The following is a 20,250-nucleotide window of genomic DNA, read 5'->3' on the forward strand; positions in this document are numbered from 1 at the left end:
CTGCCCGCCATTTTCTCCGATTTTTCGAACGAGGTTCGCTCATGACACCAATTCGCAGCCTGCTTGTCGCCAACCGAGGCGAGATCGCCCTGCGCATCATGCGCACGGCCAGACGCCTTGGTATCCGTGTCATTGCCGTTTATTCTGATGCCGACGCCCAAGCGCCACATGTCTTGTTTGCCGATGATGCGGTGCGCATAGGCCCCGGCCCCGCCGCCGAAAGCTATCTGCTAGCAGAGCGTATTCTGGAAGCGGCCCGCACCTCCGGCGCCAATGCAATCCATCCTGGATACGGTTTTCTATCGGAGAACGCCGCTTTTGCGCGCAAGGTGCAAGAGGCCGGGCTGATCTTTGTCGGGCCACCGGCGGATGCAATCGACGCCATGGGCGACAAGGCCGAATCCAAACGCAGGATGATTGCTGCAGGCGTACCCTGCGTGCCCGGCTATGAAGACGCCGACCAATCCGATGAAAGGTTTCATGCCGCCGCACAGGAAATTGGGTTTCCAGTGATGGTCAAGGCCTCAGCGGGCGGCGGCGGGCGGGGGATGCGCTTGGTCAATGCGCCAGAAGAACTGGAAACAGGTCTTCGACTGGCAAGATCCGAGGCGCTGTCAGCCTTCGGGTCCGACATCCTGATCCTTGAAAAAGCGATCCTGCAACCGCGCCATATCGAGATTCAGATCTTTTCCGATCAGGCAGGCAACACCGTTCACATGGGCGAACGCGATTGTTCCGTACAGCGCCGCCACCAGAAGGTAATCGAGGAATCCCCTTCCCCTGCCGTTTCGCCCGAAATGCGCGACGCTATGGGTCAAGCCGCTATCGAAGCCGCACGCGCCATCAATTACGTTGGTGCGGGCACTGTCGAATTTCTGACAGATGCCTCCGGAGAATTCTATTTTCTTGAAATGAACACCAGACTTCAGGTTGAGCATCCGGTCACTGAAATGGTCACCGGTCTGGATTTGGTGGCACTGCAGATTGAGGTGGCACAGGGCGCGCCGCTGAACATGACCCAAGAGGACATCACCCTGTCCGGTCATGCCATCGAGGCCCGGCTCTATGCCGAGGATCCGGGCCAGGATTTTCGGCCCGCGACAGGAAAGATAGCGCTTTGGTCGCCCGCCAGCGGCGAAGGCGTACGCGTTGACGGCGGAATTGCCAGCGGGCAACAGGTCAGCCCCTTCTACGACCCGATGTTGGCCAAGATTATTGCTTGGGGTGAAAACCGCGAAATCGCACGTCGTCGCCTGATTGCGGCGCTGGAAGGCAGCCCGTTGCTGGGTGTGACCAGCAATAAACGCTTCTTGACACAGATACTTGAACGCCCCGCCTTTTCGGAAGGCCGCGCCACCACTGCGTTCATCTCCGAAGAATTCACCCAAGCCGATCTTGACGCCCCCGCGCCGGATGCGCGTGCGCTAGCTGTTGCCGCAGTATTGTTTTATCGCGGCGAATGTGATGCGGCGCTCGCAGCCAGCCCGGGGATTTCAGAGAAATTGCTGAACTGGTCCAGCACTGGCAATATGCACACGGTGATTGAATTCGGCGATGCCGAGCAAGACCATGCTGTCACGGTAACGCCGAGTGGGGCGCAATGTTATGCCGCCAAAGTCGGTGAGATCGAGATCGCAATCGCCATTCATGGCACATCGATCTGGATCAACGGGCGCAACGGCGGTGTGTTCTGGGTGCGCGACCACAATGACGTCTATTTGGAGTTGGACGGAAACAACCATTGCTTTACCCGCCTGTCGCGGCTGGCCGCGGAAGACGCCTCGGGATCCGCCGGCGACGTGCGCGCACCCATGCATGGGGTTTTGACCGAACTGCATGTGAAACACGGCCAGAGCGTTCAAGCCGGAGACCGGCTGGCGGTTCTGGAAGCCATGAAGCTACAGCATGAGATCCGAGCCGAGATCGCCGGCAGTGTCAGCGCCATCATGGCAACAATCGGGAACCAGATCGGCGCTGGCGACCTGATCCTGGAAATTGAAGCGGTAGACGGTAATGATTGAAGCACAGAGCTTTCTTGAGGAATGCAACGCGCTGGCCGCTTTGCTACAGCCGCTCGAAGACAAAGATTTTGAGCGCAAAACCCAGTTCAAGGATTGGACCATCAACGATGTGCTGGGCCATCTGCACATTTTCAACCATGCCGCCGAACTTACCCTAGCCTCGCCTGACCGGTTCGGGCCGTTTCTGTCGGGTATTACGGATCTGGTCGCCCAGGGCAAAACCCTGGTGCAGGCCCAATATGACTGGATCGACACTCTGTCCGGACGGGCGCTGCTGGAAGCCTGGCAAGCGGGCTCTCTGCGGCTGGCTGAGGTTTATCAAACTGCCGACCCCAAAACACGGGTGAAGTGGGCCGGACCTGACATGTCAGCACGATCCTCGATCACGGCGCGCCAGATGGAAACGTGGGCGCATGGTCAAGAACTGTTTGACCTGCTTGGCGTGACCCGGACAGATACCGACCGACTGCGCAATATCGCTCATCTGGCCGTGGTCACGATTCCCTTTGCCTTCGCCATCCGCAAGGAGCCCGCACCCAATCCCCTGCCATATGTTCGCCTGACCGCCCCTTCCGGGGATGTTTGGGAATGGAATACTCCACAACAGGACAACCGCATTGAAGGCAGCGCAACCGCATTTTGCCAGACGGCAACCCAAGTACGAAACGTCAAGGACACCGATCTGACTGCGCATGGGGCACATGCCAAACGCTGGACCCAAATCGCCCAGTGTTTTGCCGGAGCCCCCCACGACCCACCCCAACCCAACACGCGCTTCACACAGGAAATCGACGAAAAAGCATGAAATCGTTTTCAACGCCGGCAAGCAACTGACGACGAATTAAAACGCGTCAAACGATCCACAGCTTTCGGAATATTTGGCGTAAATTCCGTTTGCAGAAGGCCCCGAATAAGTGGTGCAAAAGATTCTGTCATTTTGGGAATAATAGTCGGGCGCGTTTATCGGGTATCGGAATTACGAAAATACGAAAATACGAAAAGAAGAGCTAGGAGGAACGATTGCAAAGTTTGAAACACGAAAACAGGCAAACCGTCGCAAGCCTTTTTGAGAAAACGGCAGAGATGGCACCGGATCTCGTCTTTGTCGCGTGGCGCGAGACGCCAGATGCGCCGTTTCAAGAGCAGACCTACGGCGCATTTCTCCAGGGGGTTAAAGCACTGCGCGAGCGATATGCCGCCGCCGGCTACGGTGTTGGCATGCGTGTTGCCCTCCTGATTGGAAATCGTCCCGAATTCTACACGCAATATCTGGCGCTGAATGGCCTGGGCGTTTCAATCGTTCCCCTGAATCCGCAAGCGACGGCTTCTGAGATGCGCTATGCGATTGATCACTCCGGCGTGGCCATTGTGCTGTTTCACCCTCACCTCTCCGCCCCCCTGGAGGCAGCACTCTCAGCACGCGAGCAACCGCTGCCCCGCGTTAACATTACGGCTTTGCCCGATCGCCTACCGGTTTTCAAAGCTCCTGCCAGTCGCCAGGCCGGCACCCGCGATGACGAGGCGGCAATTCTTTACACTTCGGGAACCACGAACAAGCCCAAGGGTTGCGTGCTGACCAACCGCTATGTGCTTGAGGCCGGTCATGCCTACGCCAATTGGGGGGGCATGCTCTCGCTTCAATACGGCCACGAACGGTTGCTGAACCCCCTGCCCCTTTTTCACATGAACAACCTCGTCGTTACCACAACGGCCATGATCGAGGTCGCCGGATGCAACGTGATGATCGAGCGGTTTTCGCCAACCCGTTGGTGGCAGGATTGCGGACAGTCGCGCGCAACGATCATCCATTATCTCGGCGTAATGCCAGCTATGTTGCTGTCGCAACCCGTTAACTCTGCCGAAATCATACCATCCATCCGTATCGGGGTCGGTGCCGGCGTAGACCCGAAACATCACGCCGCATTTGAGGCACGGTTTGATTTTCCTCTCATCGAGCTTTGGGGCATGACCGAGACTGGCTGCGGCTTCATCGCCAGCGAAGAACCTCGCCATGTCGGGACCCGCGCCTTTGGGCGCCCCGGCGCACTGTTGCACGCGCGCGTCGTCGATGACAATTTGCGCGACGTCGCTACGGGCCAGGTCGGAGAATTGTTGGTCCAGTCGATTGGCGATGATCCACGCAAAACTTTCTTTTCCAGATACCTGAACGATCCAGACGCAACCGCAGAAGCATGGCACGGCGACTGGTTCAGAACAGGCGACGTCGTGCGTCAGGACCAGACCGGCATGCTGTATTTCGTCGACCGCAAAAAGAATATCATCCGGCGCTCGGGCGAGAACATTGCCGCGATGGAGGTCGAAGCCGCGTTGCAATCTCACCCAGACGTTTCTCAGGTCGCAGTTATTGCCGTACGCGATGAGCTGCGCGATGAAGAGGTTTTTGCCTGTGCCGTCGTCAGAGACGGCGTCGCACACGACAGCAACACGGCGCGCCGGCTGTTCGACTGGGTTATCGAGCAACTCGCATATTTCAAAGCCCCCGGATACATCTGTTTTCGTCCCGAGTTGCCCATGACTGGCACGCAGAAGCTTCAAAAGTCATTGATTTTCGCGCGAGGCGAATCCCCGGTGGCGGCAAAGGATACTTTTGATATGCGTCCTCTGAAACGCCGATCCCGCACAGGATCCGCCCCCCAAAAAGGAACCGCGCAATGAACGCGGTTCTTTCCCTCATAGACCGGATCAGCGCCGTGGTTGGACGCACTGTGGGCTGGGTAATCGTATTTGTCATGTTTATCGCGGTTTTTGACGTTCTGGCCCGCCGCCTGTTCAACGCACCGGTCGCCTGGGCGTTTGATGTATCGGTTCAGTTGTTTGCGCTGCATTTCATGCTCGCTTCGGCCTATGCGATGCTAAACAACGAACACGTCTCCATCAACATTTTCACGAACCGCCTGTCGGTGCGTGCCCGTGCAATCGTGGACATGTTCACCATGGCCGTTCTGTTCTTTCCGTTCGTCATCGTATTGATCATCTATGGGTGGGAGTTTGCCGAACGGTCCTGGGCGGTGCGCGAAACCAGTTGGGGCATCGTCGCATTGCCTCTTTATTACATCAAAACCGTCATCCCCATAACCGGCGTTTTACTGCTGTTACAGGGCTTTGCAAGCTTTGTACGCCGCTTTCGGATCGCGCGTACGGGGGTTGAGGCATGAGTGCGGAGCTTCTAACGATCCTGATGTTTTCGGGGCTGATCGTCGGACTATTCCTGGGGCAACCGCTGGCGTTTGTGCTGGGTGGCTTGGCGGTGATCTTTTCCTATCTCGGGCCGGGGCCAAAAATTCTGGGACTGACGATCAACCGGATTTACAGTCAGATGGACAACTACATCCTCATCGCGGTTCCGATGTTTATCCTGATGGCGCGCCTGCTGAGCGCTTCCGGCGTGACCGAAAACATGTTTCATGCGCTGCGCCTGATGTTCGGACGGATGCAGGGTGGCCTGACGCTGGCCGTGATCGCAATTTCCGTCGTTCTCGCTGCGACGACCGGCATTATCGGAGCATCAATGACCGTGATGGGCGTTCTCGCGCTGCCGTCGATGATGAAATACGGCTATCAAAAAGAACTGAGCTGCGGCGCTATCGCAGCGGGCGGAAGCCTGGGAATTCTGATTCCGCCGAGTATCATGCTGGTGATCCTTGGCAGCTATGCCCAGATTTCAGTCGGGCAACTGTTTGCTGCCGCCCTAATGCCGGGTTTGATGCTGGCGACGCTTTATGCGCTTTACGCCGCCATTCTGACCTTCTTCAAACCAGAATACGGCCCGCCGGTATCCGAAGAGGAATTGAGCCGGACCAACCGCAAGGAAATCACCTTTATGCTGTTGAAGATGGCTGTGCCGCCTATCGTGCTGATCCTCGGGGTTCTCGGGTCAATCTTTGCGGGTTGGGCCACAACAACCGAGGCAGCATCACTGGGCGCGTTCCTTACCCTTGTGATGGTCATTGTATACGGCAAGTTCTCGTTGAAAATGCTGCATGAAGCGGTTGCGGATACAGCACGGACATCGGCCATGGTCCTGTTTGTCGTCGTCGGTGCGACCGCCTTTACCGGTGTGTTTATGGCAATTGGCGGGATGCGCACAGTTGCCGGGTCGCTTGAAGCGCTGGGGCTGGGTCCGTGGGGGATTTTCCTTTTGATGATGGGGCTGACATTTGTCCTCGGGATGTTCCTGGATTGGCTGGGGATCGTATTGATCTGTCTGCCGATTTTCCTGCCATTGGCGACACAGGCTGGTTTTGACCCGCTTTGGTTCGTGATGATGATGGCGATCGTCTTGCAGACATCGTTCCTGACCCCTCCATTTGGCTATGCCCTGTTCTATCTCGAAGGCGTCGCCCCTCCGGGGGTCACGCTTGGTCATATCTATCGCGGCGTCATGCCATTTGTCGGCCTGATCGTTTTTGGAGCCGTGCTTTGCGCGATATTCCCGCAGATTATCACATGGCTGCCAACTTTTATCTTCTCGCGCTGATAGTGCGAAAGACCGACGAAGATCCGAAAAGAAATAATGGGAGTTCGGAAATGAAGACCATAATTGCGAAACAGCTTGTTGCCCTGGGAATTGCTGGAACCATGACGCTTGGTGCCGAAATGGCACTCGCAAGCGATCCGGTTAATATCCAGATGACAACGACATGGCCCGAAGGCATCAACCTGATCGAGGCCGACAAGCATTTTGTCGAACTCGTCAACAAGCTGGGCGAAGACGCGATCAACATCGATTTCTTCCCTGGCAACACCATTGTGCCTTCGACTCAGGTGTTTGATGCGGTGCGTTCCGGTGCGACGCAGGCCGCGGCGGACTGGCCCGGATACTGGGCAGGTACCAACACCGCCTTCTCGCTTTTGGGATCGTTCCCGATGCTGTTTTCGGCGCAAGACTATGTGCTGTGGATCAACGAATGGGGCGGTGCCGAAATGTTCGACGCGGCTTACGGCGAGTACGGCATCAAGTACCTGCCCTACGCTGTAATCTCGACCGAATCCGGCCTGCGATCAACAAAGCCGCTGGCGTCTCTCGACGATCTGAACGGCAAGCGTTTGCGCATGTCAGGCCGCGCACAGGGTGCTATCCTCGCCGAACTCGGTGGTGCACAGGTCATGCTTCCCGGGTCAGAAGTCTATCAATCACTGGAACGCGGCGTCGTCGACGCAGCCGAGTTTTCCTCGCCCAGCACCGACTATGGCATGGGGTTTCAGGAAGTGACACAATACTGGATGGCACCTGGCTGGCACCAGCCCGGTTCGGTTGCCGGTGTTATGATCGCACAGGAGGTCTGGGACGGGCTGTCGGACAAGCAGCAGTTCATCCTGAAAACCGCCGCACAGGCGACCATGAACTGGTCGATCGGCTACTATGAGCGCACCTCTGCCGAGGCGACCAAAGCGTTCACCGACACGGGAGTGACCGTCTCGACCCTCAGCGCCGAGGACATGACACGGCTTCAGGAAATGTCGAATGCGAATTTGGTGAAAGAAGCTTGTGACAATCCGTTGTTTGCCAAGATCACAGTGTCGAAACTGGAATACCTGAAGGAGTACGAACAGTGGCGTGAGATGCAGGGCGAATTCGCTCAGGGCCGTAACCTATCCACGTTTCCTGACCTTGAAGCCATCCGTGCCTGTGCCGAATAAGCGCTGAAAACCAAATCAACAACACGGCTCATCCCGGCAGGTGGGCCGTGTCGCCAACAGAGGATCGAGGATCATGACTGCACCCAGCATTCCGGGCATATCTCCACAGCTTGCGCTTCAATCAGCAGGCCTGACCATTGGGGCGCTATTTGATATTTCCGTCCGACAGTCGCCCCGGCGCATTGCGCTTGAGGATGCAGCCGGCCAAATGACTTATCACGAGTTGGACATCCGCAGCAATCGTCTTGCCAATCACCTCCTGTCGCGCGGGGTCCAACGCGGCGACCGTATCGCTATCTTGTCCGAAAACCGTCGTGAATACATCGAGATCCTGATCGCCACGGCCAAGATTGGCGTGATCGCCGCCTGCCAGAACTGGCGCCTGTCCGAAGGCGAGCTGCGCCATTGCCTTGAGTTGGTTACGCCTAAACTGATTTTCACCTCGCCCCGCAACCACGACCTTGGCGCGAAACACGCCGATATTTGCCCGTTGCAGGAATTTGGTCCCAATTACGAAACCGCGATATCTGCTGAGTCTGAAATTCGCCCGCCCGACCCGTGCCACCCCGAAGACGGTGTTGTCATTCTTTATACTAGTGGAACCACCGGCCTTCCCAAGGGCGCCCTTATCAGCCACCGCGCCGAAATCGCGCGCACCATGGGGCAAATGATCGACCTGCCGGTAACCCCCGAAGATGCCTTTGTCGCTTGGGCGCCCCTGTTTCACATGGTTTCGACCGACACCGTGTTTTCGACGCTGATGCAGGGCGGCACCGTGATTGTCACGGATGGCTTCAACCCCACCGAACTCGCCGAGATCGTAACGTCCAAACAACTGGGCCGCCTGACCCTGATGCCCGGGATGATCGAGCCGTTTCTATCCGCGATGAAGGTTCTGGACCGCCCCGTCATAGGAGTGAAATGGGCCGGTGTCATGGCGGATCTGGTCCCGCCCAAACAAATTTCCGAAGTCACAACCCTGCTGGATGCGCCCTATCTGAACAGTTTCGGATCAACAGAAACCGGGCTCGCACCGGCATCGGGCGGCTTGATCCCGGTCGGCGAAGTCCCACAATCACTGGACAAGCAACAAAGCTCGCTCTGCCAGATCAGGCTGGTCGATCCCGACGACAATGAGGTTCCGGATGGTGAACCCGGTGAACTGGTGATCCGCAGCCCGGCATTGTTCAGCGGCTATTGGAATAACGAACAGGCCAATACAAAAGATTTCCGGGGCGGCTGGTTCCACATGGGCGATGTATTCATCCGCAACCCCGATCACACGCTCTCCTTTGTCGATCGGCGTAAATACCTGATCAAATCCGGCGGTGAAAACATCTATCCCGCCGAAGTAGAGCGCGTTTTGCTGTCGAATCCACGTGTGGCAGATGCCGTGGTGATCCGCAAACCCGATGCGCAATGGGGCGAAGTGCCCGTCGCCTATATTGTCCGCAAAGATCACTCGTTGTCGGAAGACGATCTGTTAGCGCAATGTGCGGGCCGAATTGCAAAATACAAATGGCCCAAAGAGTTCCGCTTTGTCTCTGATGATGAACTGCCCCGCAGCACCACAGGAAAGATCATTCGCCATGAGCTCGAAAGCCGTATGCTCAAAGAGCAATCAGCAGAATAATTTGAGGAAACTGCATCATGTCGAAAGTTCTTTATCAACTCGATGACAATATCGCCCGCATCACGCTGAACCGGCCTGAAGTTCACAACGCGCTGGACCCAGAAACGCTCTGTTTGCTGGGAGATTTTTTCACCGAGATCAGCAAGAATGACGGCGTGGATGTAGTGATCGTTACAGGCACCGGTAAAAAATCTTTTAGCTCCGGCGGCGATCTCGGAACATTTATTCCTTTGATGAGCGGAGCTAGAAAACCCGAAAACGAATGGGAATTGCGTTGGCAAAATGAGCCCGGTATTTTTGATCGTGCCATCCTGCGGAATTTCGATGTCGGCAAACCCGTCATTGCCGCTATCAACGGCTCGGCAATTGCAGGCGGGATGGAGTTTGTGCAAGGAACCGATTTGCGCATCGCTTCCGAAACCGCAAAATTCGGGGTTCAGGAAGTGAAATGGGGATTGTTCCCAGCCGGGGGGTCATCGGTTCGCCTGCCCCAACAAATGACGATGCCGCGTGCGATGGAGCTATTATTGACAGGCGAATTGATCGATTCGAAAACGGCACTTGAATGGGGGTTCTTGAACCGTGTGGTTCGCTCCGATCGGGTCCTCGACACAGCCTATGAAATGGCGGGACGCATCGCCCGCAACGGTCCAATCGCGGTAAAGGCAGTGCGGGAGTCGGCCTACGCCTGTGTCGGCCTGGAACAACGCGACGCCCTTATCAGAGAATATGAAATTGCACAGCGGGTATTTAGTTCCGAGGATGCGCGCGAAGGGCCAATGAGCTTTATGGAAAAACGCCCACCCGTGTTTCGCAACAGATAGGTAAATAGTGCGCCAAAAACGCCGTAGAACTTGCGATTGGTGAAACTTCTGGTTTCGCATCCAATATGAAGCGCTGATGCGCTGCCTAAAAGACAGGCGGACCAAGATAAGGGACGAAAATATTGGCTTGTCAGAAAATGTCATCTGATACGGCGCACCGTTCGAACTGATTTTAATCCTTACCAGCCAACCTGACCCAGCGGCCAATACGGTTTATCGCCAAAGGAAATTCGCATGTCAAAAACGCCCCCCCTGGAAATCGTTAGAGACGCGGGCTGGCTCACCATTTGGTTGAACCGCCCCGAAACGCGCAACGCATTGTCCCGTGAAATGAGCGCAGCCTTGATGGATACTCTACAAGAGATAGCCGCGGATCGAAGCATTCGCGGTGTCACGCTGCGGGGCAAAGGTAACACGTTTTGTGCAGGCGGCGATCTCAAGAGTTTCAAGGCTATCGGAAACGGCGATCAGACCGTCGAAGAGGTCACCACTATGAGCCGCGAAGCAGGCGAGCTGTTTATGGCGGTGAGTACCCTACCACAGATTGTTGTCGTTCTGATCGAAGGCGCGGCAATGGCAGGCGGCTTAGGGTTGGCATGCGCTGCCGATATCGTTGCGAGCACCAGATCTGCCAAATTCGCGCTGACGGAAACCATGATCGGGATCCCACCAGCGCAGATCGCCCCTTATGTTGTGCGTCGTGTCGGGGCCACGTTGGCGCGGCGGATCATGCTGACCGGGATGCGGTTCCAAGGCCATCAGGCACTGGAGTTTGGTCTTCTCGATCATGTATGCGACGACACTGCCGGGCTTTTGGCGTTCGAAAGTGAAATTCGTGGGGGGGTCATGCGCTGCGCACCCGGTGCAAATGCCGCAACAAAGGAGGTGCTGCATGCGGTTGAACATATGGCACCCGACGCGCTCATAGATTTTGCGGCAGAACGGTTCACCACATCACTTCTGGGAACGGAAGGGCGTGAGGGTATTGCGTCCTTTCTTGAAAAACGTGAACCCTCCTGGGCCCAAGGTCACTGATCGCTCGTAAGCGACGGACGCCCACAGGCGCGTGGAAACCACGTGGAAACTAAAAGAAGTCTTCGACCGCGGCGGATCGGGCGTTGCCACCGGGGGCGGGCGCCGGATCTTCGGCGGGAAACACGCCTGTATCCACCGGCACTGGGACCGCTTGCAGAACTTTTTCCGTGATGGCCGCATCGAAATTGCCTCCAATGCCGTGGAAGGTCTGATCCGCCCGTTTGCCCTGACAAGAAAGAATGCCCTCTTCGCCAGCCACGATAAAGGCGCGCGAAACAAGTGGCGGGGGGGGCCGGACTGTCCAGACCCGCAATCGCATCGTCAACCAACGCGGGGAATCTGTCATCACCCATACGCCAGTACGCCTGATGGCAGGGGGTGTGAGACCTGACACATCAACGGCCCACCCGCCCCCTGCCTCAGCTGTTACGGGCTGTGCCCGACTGTGCCGCCAAGACCTTGCGCAGATCGGTTTTCAGAATTTTACCATAGCCGTTCTTTGGCAGTTCCGGCACGAAACGATAGGTCTTCGGCTTTTTGAATGACGCGATGCGGGATTTGCACCAGGCGTCCAGCACGCCCGGGCCGCAGGTGGCGTCTGGCTGCAGCACGACGAAGGCGACCACCTCCTCTCCCCATTCCGCACTTGGGATCCCAATCACCGACACCTCGAATACCAGATCATGGGCCAGAAGCACCTCTTCGACCTCGCGGGGGTAGATATTGCTTCCGCCAGAGATGATCACATCCTTGCTCCGGTCAGTCAGCGACAGAAAACCGTCTTCGTCGAACATCCCCAGATCGCCGGTCATCAGCCAGCCGTCGCGGATCGTCTTTTCGGTTGCGGCATCGTCGCACCAGTAGCCTTTCATCACGGTGTCGCCTTTGACGACGATTTCGCCAGCAATCCCGACCGGGCAATCGCGCATCGAGTCGTCGACAACGCGAACCTGCACACAGGATTGCGCCAGCCCAACCGAGGCACGGCGTTGTTCGGCGCGGGGGTGCAGGCTGTCAGCGACCAGATCCCTTGGCAGTGCCGTGATGGTCATCGGGCTTTCTCCCTGTCCATAGATCTGGATGAACCGGGGGCCGAAAATCTCTAGAGCTTCGCGGATATCAGCCGCATACATCGGCCCGCCGCCGTAGATAATCGAGCGGATTCCTTCGCCGCGGTAGCCGCTGACGCGGGCATAAGCGACCAGCCGTTTGATCATCGTCGGGGCGGCAAAGAACACCAGATTGCCCAACTCTCCGGCCAGCCCGGCGATCTCAGCCGGGTCAAACCCGTGCGATGGCGGAACTGCATGACACAGACCGGCCCGGATCGAATGAAAGTTATACAGGCCCGCTCCGTGCGACATAGGCGCGGCATAAAGCACGTGATCGTCTGGCAAAACAGGGTCCACATCCAGAGGATAGGTCAGCGCCATTGCCCGTAGGTTGCCATGGGTCAACATCACTCCCTTTGGCCGTCCGGTGGTCCCTGACGTATAGAAAAGCCAAGCCACATCATCAGTGGCGACCTGAAGTGGCATGTCCAGCGCAGCTTCTCGCGCCAGACCTTCATTACGGCTCTCACCATGCACAAGCGCACTATTTCCGATTGCAAGCTCGGAGGCATCTATCCCGAAATTTTCTTCGCTGAACTCCGAAAAAACATTGCCGGTCTCCGTGATCACCACCTTGGCTTCCGCATTTTTCAGTATCCAAGCGGCCTCGCGCGGGTGCAGCTTGTGATTGATCGGGACTGCAATCGCCCCGACCCACAATATTCCATGCAGCACCTCAAGATACTGGACGCAGTTGCGCGCAAATATTGCCACACGGTCTCCCTTGGACACACCGTGTTCGTTGGCGAGGTAAGCTCCAAAGGAGGCACTGCGGCGGGCAAACTGCCTGTAGGTGGCACAGGCCTTATCCCCTTCCCGAATAGCGATTCTTTCAGGACGTGCCAGCGCAGCTTGATAGAGCCAGTATGAGATGTTCATTGCCAGTCAGACTTTCCAAGTTTCCAGAATCGAGACATAATTTGCCACGGCGAACCCGCCCATATTGAACGCCAACCCCATTTCGGCGCTGACAAGCTGCATCTTGTTCGCCTGCCCCGTCAACTGACGATAGGCAATCGCATGCATCGATACGACTGTCGCCCCCACAGGATGGCCTTTGGCCTTCAGCCCGCCTGACAGGTTCACCGGCAAAGCACAGCGCCACGACAGACACCCCCTTCGTCAAGCGCCCGAGCACCCTGCCCCTTTTCGGTCAGGTCCATCGCTTCATTGGTCAGCAATCGCGGACTTCGGCAAAATCAATATTCTGCAAAGTGACTCCAGCGCTCTCAAAGGCTTTGGCGAATGCACGATGTGGCCCCTCCATCGCCAGAAAATCGCGGCACCCCATGGGAAGAAAATCGCTTACATGGGTCGCCGCGCGGATCGCAACTGATTTGCCCTGTGCAGCAGCTATCTCCGGCGCAGCCAGCACCACTGCCGCGGCTACGTCGGAGATCGAAGAACAATCGGTCAGCCGCAGCGGCGAAGCAATTTCAGGGTTGGACTCCGAGACCTGGCTGCAATGGGAAAATGTGAAGTTCTTTGGCCGCCAGATGGCTCTGACGGTGACCGAGGAAAATTCCGGGACAATCCGGTAATGTCACCCGCGATATCGCACCAGCGCCTGGCGAGGCCGGTTTCGTCACAGAATCGCTGCGTGCCAAAAATGCGCTGGCCTTGATGGCGCATCTGGGTGCAATGGTTCCCGAGCCCGGTCGATCACGCCGGTGCACAACATCTGATACCGCTCATTTCAGAGAACCCCACACGGCAAGACCGCATCGGGGCTATTGCGTTGTACTCTGACCTGGCCGCCACCCGATACCGTGCCTTATCGAATTTGCCCCGACGGGCATCATTGAATTCATAGGGTAACGACCGTCGCTCACGTCATCGAAACCGCTGGGGGTGCCGCGAGCGGCCGAATCTTGCGACAATGTCGATCCCTGGTGTTCTGATCCGGATAAGATGCCCGGTGAGAAGGGCTGACTGCCGGGCGCAGTTCACCCTTCACGCGTGCGGTGCGCAAGCAGCGCAGCCAGCTTTCTATCGCGCTCTTGTTGCAGCGTGTCGATGTCGCGGCCTGCGGCCTCATCTTCGACGCCGCGCACAAGGGGGTCGGTCATCGCCGTCAGATCGGGGGTGCGAAACCCCTCCCAACGGGTCTGGATACCGGGCCCGAGCTGGTCGATGAAATGCCGCAGCCCGCCCTTGCCGCCGCCCAGATGAAAGGCCATATGCGGCCCCACCACCGACCAGCGCGGGCCGAGGCAATTGACCACAGCGGCATCGACCTGTGCGACCGAGGCGATCCCGTCTTCGACACAGGCCACCGCTTCGCGCCAGAGCGCCGCCTGCAACCGGTTGACCAGATGGCCGGGGGCCTCTTTCTCCAGCCGCACGGCCACCTTGCCGATGCGGGTATAAAACGCTTCGGCAATCGTGACCGTTTCAGCAGCCGTGCGCCGCCCCGGCACCACCTCAACCAACGGCATAAGCTGCACCGGATGAAACGGGTGGCCGACCACCAGGCGTTTGGGCGCGGCAAGCGCGTCCTGAAAATCGCTCAGCATCAGCCCCGACGTGCTGGTGGCGATGATCACGTCGCCGGGCAGCGCCCGATCGAGCCGACCCAGCACATCGGCCTTGATCGCCTGCCGCTCCGGCACGTTTTCCTGTGCAAAGTCCACGCCCTCGACCGCCGCTTCCAGCGTATCATGCAGGCTGAGGCACAGATGCTCGGCGGCCTCTGGGTGGCCGTTGCGGACCAGCATGTCGCGCACCGTCGCCTCAAGGGCGGCGCGTTGCTCCGCATCAGGATCAAAGGCCCGCACCGTCAGGCCAGCGGCTGCAAATTGCGCCACCCAGCCGGTGCCAATGGTGCCCAGCCCGATGACAGCAACCGTTGCAATCTGTTGCGCGCTTCGCATTACGCTGTCCTTTCCATGTGGGTTTTTCTATCCCGCCAGGACAGCACCAAAGCTGCCGCTGCCGCGATGACTGCAATCAGCAGCACCATCTGACTGGACAGCCCGCCGATCCCGCCCGGATAAAGCAGCAGCAATCCCGAGGCCAGCATCAGGAGTTGGGCAATGGTGCCCGCAACACGTCCCGCCGCCAGCGATCCGAACCCGATCAGGTAACGTTGTGTCCCAGCCGAGATGAACAACACACCGATCACCGCCGTGCTCAGCGTGAACAGGATCTCGGACAGGGTGCCCTTGAGGATCAGCGCCGGATTCAGCACGAAGAAGAACGGGACGAAATAGATTATACTACCCAGCCGCATCGAGGTAAAACCGGTTCGCATCGGGCTCGCCCCGGCAAGGCTGGCGGCAGTGAACGACCCCAGCGCCACCGGCGGGGTTATAAACGACAGCATACCCCAGTAGAGAATGAAAAGATGCACCGCCAGCGGGTCAAGCCCGGCCGAAACCAGCCCCGGTGCCAAAATGATTGCCAGAAACACATAGGCGGCTGTGACGGTCATCCCCATGCCCAACAGAAAACTGGTGATGGCCCCCATCAGCAGCATCAAAATTGCGTTGCCGCCGGCCAGAACGATCAGATCCGTGGCCAGAGTGCCGGCCAGCCCCGTCAGCACCAAGGCCCCCACGATCAGCCCGATCGCAACCAGGATTGCGGTCAGTTCAACCAACGTGCGGCCGATGTCATAGATCAGATCGATCACGCCTTTCAGGCCCAACCGGTCACCAAAGATTTGGTTCACCACCAGCAAGACAGCGGTAGCATAAAAGGGGGCGGCCGCCTCCTGCTTCAGGCCCAGCAACATCCACATCAAGAGCGCAAAGGCAAAAATATGGTGCCATCCCTCTCGCAGGGCCTGACCGACAGTCGGCAATTCCTTGCGCGGGACGCCCTTCAGGCCGCGGCGCGCCGCATAGGCGTCGATCTGCAAGAACAGCGCCAGATAGTACAGCACCGAGGGGATGATTGCGGCCACCACCACATCGGAATAGGGAATCTGCAGGAAGGAGGCCATGATAAAGGCGGTCGCCCCCATCACCGGCGGCATCAGCACCGCCCCGGTCGAGGCGCAGGCTTCGACCCCAGCGGCATGTTCGCGGTCAAACCCGGTGCGCCGCATCGCCGGGATCGACATCGCCCCGGTGGTCAGCACATTGGTGATCACGCTGCCGCTCATCGACCCCAACAAGCCGCTGGAAAAGATCGACACCTTGGCCGCCCCGCCCCGCACGGTGCCGAGAATCGCAAAGGAAAGATCCATGAACACCTTGCCGGCGCCGGTCGCCTGCAGGGCGGTTCCAAAGATGATAAAGCCCACGACCAGGGACCCGAACGCCTGCATCGGAATGCCAAAGGCGCTGTCACTGGAAAAGGCATAGAAACCGGCAGTGGTCGCCGGGGACTGTGGAAAGCCCTGGATCGGACCCGGCACCATGTCGGCCACCAGCGGATACACCGAAAAAATTGCCACGATGATGCCCAACGCGGTGCCACCGGCGCGGCGGCTGGCCTCGATCAGCAGCAGCCAGAACAGGCCGGCGGCGACCTGCGCAGGCAGCGGCGCAACATATTCCCAGCCCGCCATCACGATGGTTTCGCTGTTGAGATTGAAGAACAGCAGAACGCCTGCCGTAAGCAACGCCAGCGCCACGTCATACAGCGGCACCCGCTCACGTGGTGCGCCCGGTGTCGCCGGGGCGAGAATGAAAATGAACGGCAGGATGAAAAAGGCCAGAAGATACAGGAACGACGGCCCCACCAGCGTGAAACCGACGAAAAATTTCAGATTGAACAGCTGATTGATCACCACACCAATGGCGGCGATGGCGGCAAGAACCAAAAGGATGCGCCAAGGTCCGGTCAGGGACCGGTAGCGGAGAGGAGACGCCGCTACCGGATCTGTCAGGTCCTCGGTCGAGGGCGCATCGACGCCCCCGATGGTCATTTAAAGACAGGTTCCAGTCCGGCGGCGGTCAGCGCCGTTGCACGGGCCTCAAGCCAGGCCGCGCCAAACGCGTCGCGGTCCCGATTGGCAGCCGGAGTGGCCTTGAAATCGGCCCAAGCCCTGGCCAGCACCTGCTGACGTTCGATCAGCTTGTCGTTGTGCGCCTGCATGTCGTCGGTCCAGACGCCCTTTTCCTTGAACAGACGAATTGCGCCGTCGTGATAAGGCACGGCCCAGGTGAAATTCTGCCGCTCTAAGGCCCAGCCAGAGGCACCCGGCGCGCCGTCTTTGTAATGCGGAAACAAATCCACCATCGCCTTGGTCATGGCATAGACAAGATCGGTGTCCTGATTTTCATACACCATCAACTGCGGCATCGGATACAACGCGCCGTGATGCGGCTTTTGCGGGCTGACACCAGCGCCTTCGGTGCCGGTGCTATAGACGTAATAGGGGGCCATGGCCTTGAGCACGGCCCAGGCTTCGGTGTCGTCCTGCGGCAGTTCCGGCCAGATCAACCCGCGCGGAGAGGCAGCCAACTGATAGGCCCGCCCGGTCGCCATCAGGGCGAAAGCGGCATCCACCTTGCCCGAAATGATACCGTCCCAGGAATCCCCGAACCCGGAGAACTCCACGACTTCGACATCGTCCCAAGTCAGCCCGGCCGAAGCCAGCAGCGCCTCGGTGTTATAGTTCAACGCGGCGGCGGCCTTGATATGGGCGACGCGCTTGCCCTTGAGATCGGCCAGCGTCTTGACGCCGATGTCATTGGCGACACCCAGCCCCAGGTTGGTATCCCCGATCGAGGTCATCACGATGCGGATCGGCTGCGGACCCCAGTCGGCTGCGGCGAAATCGAACACGCCTTCCTGCGCGAAATAGCTGGCGACCCCACCGGCGATGGCATGCACCTGCCCCGCGCGCGCCGGAATGGTGCGGGCAATATCGTTCTTGCCGGGCAAGATACGAAGGTTGACACCCAGTTCCTCTTTCATCGCCTTGCCGATGGCAACGGCCTGATTATAGCTGGCCCCACCGACACCATAGGCCGTCCATGCGATGGTCTTCGGAAGCTCCTGCGCGACAATAGGCGCGGTGCCCAGAATGGTGGCGGCAACGGCGGCCGCGGCAAAGGTGATTTGCGTGAATCGGTACAACTGTCTCTCTCCTCAAAGCTGGCGAATGTCCCTGACGCGGGGTGGTTTCGCGCCCCTGAGACGCAGATCGCACATATTTCCAGCATGTAAAAGTACAAAATGGCACATCGTTCCGCGTTGCGGAACAGAAACGCCTGTGGCAGAGCTATGGCGGTCGCGCGGCCCTGCCCGTTTTCACGGGATTCAGGGCCGTCCAAGAATACGGAACGCCGGAGAACACTAAGCATGTCTGACAAAGTAATCCTTACCTGCGCGCTGACGGGGTCATTCGATACCCCCAGCAAAAGCGCCGCTGTCCCCGTCACCCCCAAGCAGATTGCCGATCAGGCGATCGACGCGGCGCGCGCCGGCGCGGCGGTTGCCCATATCCACGTGCGCGACCCCAGGACCGCCGCACCGTCGATGGATCTGGCGCTCTATCGCGAGGTGGTCGAACGCATCCGCGCGTCCGATGCCGATATCGTACTGAACCTGACCACTGGTGCCGGCGCGCGCTATGTCCCGTCGCCCGAGAACATGCACATGGGCGGCCCCGGCACCACGCTGTGCGCACCCGAGGACCGCGTCGCCCATGTGCTGGAGCTGAAACCGGAGATCTGCACGCTGGATGTGGGCACAATGAACTTCGGTGAACACGCCTTTCTGAACCTGCCCGACCATCTGCGCCTCATGGCCAGGCTGGTGCAAGAGGCCGGCACCAAGCCTGAACTTGAAGTCTTTGACATCGGTCACATCGTTCTGGCCCGCAAGCTCATCGCCGAAGGCGTTCTGACCGGTCGACCGCTGTTCCAGATCTGCCTTGGCATCCCATACGGGGCCGACGCCACACCGCAGAACCACCTGCATCTGCAATCGCAACTGCCCGACGACGCGAATTGGGCAGCCTTTGGAATCGGCCGGTCGGAATTCGACATCGTGGCGCTCTCGGCGCTGTGTGGCGGACAGGTCCGCGTCGGGCTGGAAGACAACCTCTATCTTGCACGCGGGCAACTGGCCCCCGACAATGCGTCGCTGGTGCGCCGCGCGGTTCAGATCATTGAGGGCCTGGGCAAAGAACCCGCTACCGCTGCCGAAGCGCGCGCGATGCTGGATCTGGGCTGAGCGGATGGACATCACCACAGATACCCGCGTTCTGGTCACCGGCGGTGCCTCTGGCATCGGCCTGGCAACCGTCAAAGCGTTTCTGGCCGCTGGCGCCCTGGTCGCGGTCAACCACCTGCCGGGCGATCCCGCCGCAGTGACGCGGATCGCACAGTTGAATGAAACCTATGGTCAGGGTCGCGCCCGCTCTGCTGCTGGCAATGTCTCGCAACGGGACGCGGCCGAGGCGATGATCGCCGCCGCGATCACCGATCTGGGCGGGCTTGACGTTCTGGTCAACAATGCCGGAACCTCGGCCACCAAAGAGCCGATCGCGATGTCGGATCTGGATCGTCTGGACGATGACTTTTGGTCCACCATTCTGGACACCAACCTGATGGGGCCGTTCTGGTGTTCGCGCGCGGCCGCGCCACATCTGCGCAAGGGCGGTGCAATCATCAATACCGCCAGTATCGCCGGTCTGGGCGGCGGTGCCAGCTCCATGGCCTATGCGGCCAGCAAGGCGGCGCTAATCAACATGACGATCAACCTCGCCCGTGGGTTGGGTCCCGATATCCGCGTCAACGCGGTCGCGCCGGGGCTGACCCGCACCCCCTGGACCGGCACCTGGCCGGTATGCCGCACCGAACGCTCGCTGGCCTCCACCGCGCTGAAACGCTGGGTCGAGCCCGAAGATGTCGCGCAGGGAATCGTGTTTCTCGCCAGTAATCCGGCAATGACCGGCCAGACGATCGCAATCGACGGTGGACGGTTTTCGTAAAGCGGGTCAAACCTGTCTCGAACCGCCCCAGCCGTCCTGTTCTGGGGCAGTTTCCGACACAGTTCACGAC

General features: G+C 58.8%; 17 protein-coding genes and 1 pseudogene. 13 read left to right on the forward strand and 5 right to left on the reverse strand.

What is annotated here, in order from left to right:
- Window positions 1–41 precede the first annotated feature (41 nt).
- From NANH_RS0122900 to NANH_RS28760, 10 genes and pseudogenes are all read left to right on the forward strand, one after another.
- Complete coding sequence (locus NANH_RS0122900) at window positions 42–2,021, forward strand: acetyl/propionyl/methylcrotonyl-CoA carboxylase subunit alpha (RefSeq protein ID WP_027264129.1); 1,980 nt, start codon at window positions 42–44, stop codon at window positions 2,019–2,021.
- On the forward strand, window positions 2,014–2,826 hold the full coding sequence (locus tag NANH_RS0122905) for a TIGR03084 family metal-binding protein (protein ID WP_027264130.1): 813 nt from the start codon (window positions 2,014–2,016) through the stop codon (window positions 2,824–2,826). The genes NANH_RS0122900 and NANH_RS0122905 overlap by 8 nt, the downstream gene beginning before the upstream one ends.
- A gap of 215 nt (window positions 2,827–3,041) precedes the next feature.
- Window positions 3,042–4,697: an AMP-binding protein gene (locus NANH_RS27025; protein WP_139236514.1), complete on the forward strand. Its 1,656-nt coding sequence runs from the start codon at window positions 3,042–3,044 to the stop codon at window positions 4,695–4,697.
- Window positions 4,694–5,197, forward strand: a complete 504-nt coding sequence (locus NANH_RS0122915) for a TRAP transporter small permease subunit (protein WP_027264131.1) — start codon at window positions 4,694–4,696, stop codon at window positions 5,195–5,197. Before NANH_RS27025 ends, NANH_RS0122915 begins: the two co-directional genes overlap by 4 nt.
- Entirely contained in the window at window positions 5,194–6,519 is a 1,326-nt protein-coding gene (locus NANH_RS0122920) for a TRAP transporter large permease (protein ID WP_027264132.1), read from the forward strand. The genes NANH_RS0122915 and NANH_RS0122920 overlap by 4 nt, the downstream gene beginning before the upstream one ends.
- Window positions 6,520–6,569: 50 nt before the next feature.
- Entirely contained in the window at window positions 6,570–7,682 is a 1,113-nt protein-coding gene (dctP, locus tag NANH_RS0122925) for a TRAP transporter substrate-binding protein DctP (protein WP_027264133.1), read from the forward strand.
- A gap of 73 nt (window positions 7,683–7,755) precedes the next feature.
- The gene (locus tag NANH_RS0122930) at window positions 7,756–9,315 is read left to right on the forward strand and encodes a class I adenylate-forming enzyme family protein (RefSeq protein WP_051372571.1); all 1,560 of its coding nucleotides are present in this window, start codon (window positions 7,756–7,758) and stop codon (window positions 9,313–9,315) included.
- A gap of 17 nt (window positions 9,316–9,332) precedes the next feature.
- A complete protein-coding gene (locus NANH_RS0122935; protein ID WP_027264135.1) occupies window positions 9,333–10,139 on the forward strand; it encodes an enoyl-CoA hydratase/isomerase family protein in 807 nt (268 codons plus the stop codon).
- Window positions 10,140–10,373: 234 nt separating this feature from the next.
- Window positions 10,374–11,174, forward strand: coding sequence for an enoyl-CoA hydratase/isomerase family protein (locus tag NANH_RS0122940; protein WP_027264136.1), 801 nt, complete (start codon window positions 10,374–10,376; stop codon window positions 11,172–11,174).
- 142 nt (window positions 11,175–11,316) lie between these two features.
- Window positions 11,317–11,451, forward strand: a pseudogene (locus NANH_RS28760) (IS66 family transposase); the annotation flags it as partial.
- A gap of 142 nt (window positions 11,452–11,593) precedes the next feature.
- Here the strand turns inward: NANH_RS28760 and NANH_RS0122950 are convergent.
- On the reverse strand, window positions 11,594–13,165 hold the full coding sequence (locus NANH_RS0122950) for a class I adenylate-forming enzyme family protein (RefSeq protein ID WP_027264138.1): 1,572 nt from the start codon (window positions 13,163–13,165) through the stop codon (window positions 11,594–11,596).
- A 6-nt stretch (window positions 13,166–13,171) separates the two neighbouring features.
- Window positions 13,172–13,372 (reverse strand): thiolase C-terminal domain-containing protein, encoded by a 201-nt coding sequence (locus NANH_RS27610; protein ID WP_027264139.1) that lies wholly within the window; start codon window positions 13,370–13,372, stop codon window positions 13,172–13,174.
- Between the two features lie 203 nt (window positions 13,373–13,575).
- On the opposite strand from NANH_RS27610, the gene NANH_RS27615 reads away from it, so the two are divergent.
- A complete protein-coding gene (locus NANH_RS27615) occupies window positions 13,576–13,827 on the forward strand; it encodes a hypothetical protein (protein ID WP_027264140.1) in 252 nt (83 codons plus the stop codon).
- A 405-nt stretch (window positions 13,828–14,232) separates the two neighbouring features.
- On the opposite strand, the gene NANH_RS0122970 is transcribed toward NANH_RS27615, so the two are convergent.
- Genes NANH_RS0122970 through NANH_RS0122980 form a run of 3 tightly spaced genes read right to left on the reverse strand, consistent with a single transcriptional unit; the run spans window position 14,233 to window position 18,319 of the window.
- On the reverse strand, window positions 14,233–15,159 hold the full coding sequence (locus tag NANH_RS0122970) for a 3-hydroxyacyl-CoA dehydrogenase NAD-binding domain-containing protein (RefSeq protein WP_027264141.1): 927 nt from the start codon (window positions 15,157–15,159) through the stop codon (window positions 14,233–14,235).
- Window positions 15,159–17,162: a TRAP transporter permease gene (locus NANH_RS0122975; RefSeq protein WP_027264142.1), complete on the reverse strand. Its 2,004-nt coding sequence runs from the start codon at window positions 17,160–17,162 to the stop codon at window positions 15,159–15,161. Before NANH_RS0122975 ends, NANH_RS0122970 begins: the two co-directional genes overlap by 1 nt.
- On the reverse strand, window positions 17,159–18,319 hold the full coding sequence (locus tag NANH_RS0122980) for a TAXI family TRAP transporter solute-binding subunit (RefSeq protein ID WP_245601501.1): 1,161 nt from the start codon (window positions 18,317–18,319) through the stop codon (window positions 17,159–17,161). Before NANH_RS0122980 ends, NANH_RS0122975 begins: the two co-directional genes overlap by 4 nt.
- 225 nt (window positions 18,320–18,544) lie before the next feature.
- Between NANH_RS0122980 and NANH_RS0122985 the strand changes: the two genes are divergently transcribed.
- Both NANH_RS0122985 and NANH_RS0122990 read left to right on the forward strand, forming a co-directional pair.
- Window positions 18,545–19,420, forward strand: a complete 876-nt coding sequence (locus NANH_RS0122985) for a BKACE family enzyme (protein ID WP_027264144.1) — start codon at window positions 18,545–18,547, stop codon at window positions 19,418–19,420.
- Window positions 19,421–19,424: 4 nt separating this feature from the next.
- Window positions 19,425–20,180 carry an SDR family NAD(P)-dependent oxidoreductase gene (locus tag NANH_RS0122990; protein WP_027264145.1) on the forward strand — a complete coding sequence of 252 codons (756 nt, stop codon included), beginning with the start codon at window positions 19,425–19,427 and terminating at the stop codon, window positions 20,178–20,180.
- Window positions 20,181–20,250 lie beyond the last annotated feature (70 nt).

This window comes from Sedimentitalea nanhaiensis DSM 24252, assembly GCF_000473225.1.
GTDB lineage: Bacteria > Pseudomonadota > Alphaproteobacteria > Rhodobacterales > Rhodobacteraceae > Sedimentitalea > Sedimentitalea nanhaiensis.

Coding starts and splice junctions, on each gene's coding strand:
- NANH_RS0122940 (WP_027264136.1), top strand. CDS start 10,374: ATGTCAAAAACGCCCCCCCTGGAAATCGTTAGAGACGCGGGCTGGCTC.
- NANH_RS0122905 (WP_027264130.1), top strand. CDS start 2,014: ATGATTGAAGCACAGAGCTTTCTTGAGGAATGCAACGCGCTGGCCGCT.
- NANH_RS0122990 (WP_027264145.1), top strand. CDS start 19,425: ATGGACATCACCACAGATACCCGCGTTCTGGTCACCGGCGGTGCCTCT.
- NANH_RS27615 (WP_027264140.1), top strand. CDS start 13,576: ATGGGAAGAAAATCGCTTACATGGGTCGCCGCGCGGATCGCAACTGAT.
- NANH_RS0122975 (WP_027264142.1), bottom strand. CDS start 17,162: ATGACCATCGGGGGCGTCGATGCGCCCTCGACCGAGGACCTGACAGAT.
- NANH_RS0122950 (WP_027264138.1), bottom strand. CDS start 13,165: ATGAACATCTCATACTGGCTCTATCAAGCTGCGCTGGCACGTCCTGAA.
- NANH_RS0122915 (WP_027264131.1), top strand. CDS start 4,694: ATGAACGCGGTTCTTTCCCTCATAGACCGGATCAGCGCCGTGGTTGGA.
- NANH_RS0122970 (WP_027264141.1), bottom strand. CDS start 15,159: ATGCGAAGCGCGCAACAGATTGCAACGGTTGCTGTCATCGGGCTGGGC.
- NANH_RS0122930 (WP_051372571.1), top strand. CDS start 7,756: ATGACTGCACCCAGCATTCCGGGCATATCTCCACAGCTTGCGCTTCAA.
- NANH_RS0122920 (WP_027264132.1), top strand. CDS start 5,194: ATGAGTGCGGAGCTTCTAACGATCCTGATGTTTTCGGGGCTGATCGTC.
- NANH_RS0122935 (WP_027264135.1), top strand. CDS start 9,333: ATGTCGAAAGTTCTTTATCAACTCGATGACAATATCGCCCGCATCACG.
- dctP (WP_027264133.1), top strand. CDS start 6,570: ATGAAGACCATAATTGCGAAACAGCTTGTTGCCCTGGGAATTGCTGGA.
- NANH_RS0122985 (WP_027264144.1), top strand. CDS start 18,545: ATGTCTGACAAAGTAATCCTTACCTGCGCGCTGACGGGGTCATTCGAT.
- NANH_RS0122900 (WP_027264129.1), top strand. CDS start 42: ATGACACCAATTCGCAGCCTGCTTGTCGCCAACCGAGGCGAGATCGCC.